At 44.6% G+C, this 2276-nt stretch carries 1 protein-coding gene and 3 tRNA genes; 1 reads left to right on the top strand and 3 read right to left on the bottom strand.

Annotated features, from left to right (window positions below):
• Nucleotides 1-447: 447 nt before the first annotated feature.
• A complete protein-coding gene (locus VSA01S_RS19535) occupies nt 448-1890 on the top strand; it encodes an NAD-dependent succinate-semialdehyde dehydrogenase (RefSeq protein WP_083932313.1) in 1443 nt (480 codons plus the stop codon).
• 95 nt (nt 1891-1985) lie between these two features.
• Here the strand turns inward: VSA01S_RS19535 and VSA01S_RS19530 are convergent.
• The 3 genes from VSA01S_RS19530 to VSA01S_RS19520 all read right to left on the bottom strand — a co-directional run bounded on the left by VSA01S_RS19530 (nt 1986) and on the right by VSA01S_RS19520 (nt 2262).
• Nucleotides 1986-2061 (bottom strand) — tRNA-Asn (locus VSA01S_RS19530).
• An 11-nt stretch (nt 2062-2072) separates the two neighbouring features.
• Nucleotides 2073-2148 (bottom strand) — tRNA-Thr (locus tag VSA01S_RS19525).
• 38 nt (nt 2149-2186) lie between these two features.
• Nucleotides 2187-2262: transfer RNA gene (locus tag VSA01S_RS19520), tRNA-Asn, on the bottom strand.
• Between the last annotated feature and the right edge of the window lie 14 nt (nt 2263-2276).

Below are 2276 nucleotides of genomic sequence, written 5' to 3'. Positions count from 1 at the left end.
CGTATTTGCGGTATTATTTTGGTCTACGACCAATGAGTCCCGGTTGCCCGCAACCCCGGCCGCTCCGCCACTTATTCCAAGCCTCAGCAGAAATGCTGAGGTCTTTTCGTTTTTGTGATGTTATTTTGGTCTACGGCCAATGAGTCCCGGTTGCCCTCAACCCCAGACGTCCGCCACTTACTCCAGGCCCTAGCAGAAATGCTAGGGTCTTTTCGTATATACGATGTTATCTTGGTCTATGACCAACGAGTCCCGCTTGCGTGCGAGTCTAATTGAGCGCAAGCTTAGCCGTTCCACCATTTATTTTAAAGAAATAACCCGGCATGTGGGAGACTCTTAGTCTAGTCACGATTTCTTCCCTTCTTGCTGAAGTTCACTTTGTTTTCGTTACAATGGCTTGTTAGAAAAATAGACTCAAATGAACTTCTTTTTGGGGAGTGCGAATTAATGCTGCAACAGATACAAAGTGAAACGTTAAAAGCCTTATTTAAAAGACTGTCTTTTCTCGGTGGAAATGGAATCGCGATTACTAATCCTGCTACAGAGCAGGAGTTAATTCGCTTGAAACCGAGCACGCTAGGTGAACTCGACGCACAAATAGAAGCGTGTAAGGCTGCTCAAAAAGAATGGGCTAAATATAGTGCTAAAGCTCGTTCAGTATCTCTTAAGAAATGGTATCAATTACTTATGGAGCACATGGAGGACATTGCCCATATTATTACTTTAGAACAAGGAAAACCCCTTGCGGAAAGCCGTGGTGAGGTCGCTTATGGAGCCTCATTTGTCGAGTGGTTCGCAGAGGAAGCTAAGCGAGCTTATGGGGAAGTGATTCCTACTCCTTCGTCGGATAGACGCCTTTCTACTATCAAGCAGCCCGTAGGTGTATGTGCGGCGATTACACCGTGGAACTTTCCTATGGCAATGATCACGAGAAAAGCAGCTCCTGCTTTAGCGGCTGGTTGTGGGATGATCATCAAACCTTCAGAACTAACACCTCTAACGGCTTTGGTAGTAGTGGAACTGGCTTACCAAGCAGGTATTCCAAAATCGTTACTGTCTACCGTGGTGTCTGAACAGTCTGCAGAATTCGGTTTAGTGTTGAGCTCAGATTCTCGGATCAAGAAGATCTCCTTCACTGGCTCAACTCGTGTCGGCAAGATCTTAATGAAACAAGCGAGTGAGACGGTTAAAAATGTATCGATGGAGCTTGGTGGTAATGCACCATTTATTGTTTTTGATGATGCTGACTTGGAAGCTGCAGCTGATGGCTTAATTGCATCTAAATTTCGTAATACAGGGCAAACCTGTGTTTGTACCAATCGACTGTATGTCCATCGCGATGTAAAAGAAGCATTTCTAACAACGTTGTTAAACAAAACGAGACAGTTGAAAGTCGGTAATGGTCTTGACGCTGGGACATTGTTAGGCCCTTTAATTAATATGACTTCCAAGCAACGTCTTGAGTCTTTGATCGAACAAGCAACCCGAGATGGAGCTGTATTGCTTAATCAACCACAGAGCCTCTCTGGGCGCTTTATGGAGCCTGTTATCCTAGATAATGTCGAACAAAGTATGGCGATCGTTCAACAAGAATTATTCGGTCCAGTTTTACCCGTTATAAGTTTTGAAGACGATGATCAGGTTATTGAAATGGCTAATGATACCGAGTATGGCCTAGCGGGTTACTTTTATACCGATAGCTTAAAGCGCATCATTAAATTTAGTGAGTGTTTGGAGTATGGCATGGTAGGCATTAATGAAGGAATTATCTCTACAGAAGTGGCTCCATTTGGTGGAATGAAAGAGTCAGGCGTTGGGCGAGAGGGAGCAAGGCAGGGGCTAAGTGAGTACTTAGAGACTAAGTATATTTGCCTTGGTGGTATAGACTAAAGACAAAGGGGCTACCCAAGCTATTTAAAATGCTTGGGTATATGAGCTTATTTGAGGTAAAAAAAATCCACATCATATGATGTGGATTTTTAATGTGGCTCCTCCTGCTGGGCTCGAACCAGCGACCTGCGGATTAACAGTCCGTCGCTCTACCAACTGAGCTAAGGAGGAATAAATTTTTATGGTGCCGACTACCGGAATCGAACTGGTGACCTACTGATTACAAGTCAGTTGCTCTACCTACTGAGCTAAGTCGGCTCACCTAATTGATAAGTGTTTCTTATCAATGCCATATATGGCTCCTCCTGCTGGGCTCGAACCAGCGACCTGCGGATTAACAGTCCGTCGCTCTACCAACTGAGCTAAGGAGGAATTGTTTGTCTAAC

It is taken from the genome of Vibrio sagamiensis NBRC 104589 (assembly GCF_007990935.1).
Classification (GTDB): Bacteria; Pseudomonadota; Gammaproteobacteria; order Enterobacterales; family Vibrionaceae; genus Vibrio; species Vibrio sagamiensis.
The sequence above is the reverse complement of the archived record's forward strand: the minus strand, read 5'-3'. Positions and strand labels throughout refer to the sequence as shown.

What these genes read in the sequence shown, in the direction of transcription:
- VSA01S_RS19535 (WP_083932313.1), top strand. Translation starts at nt 448, where the DNA reads ATGCTGCAACAGATACAAAGTGAAACGTTAAAAGCCTTATTTAAAAGA.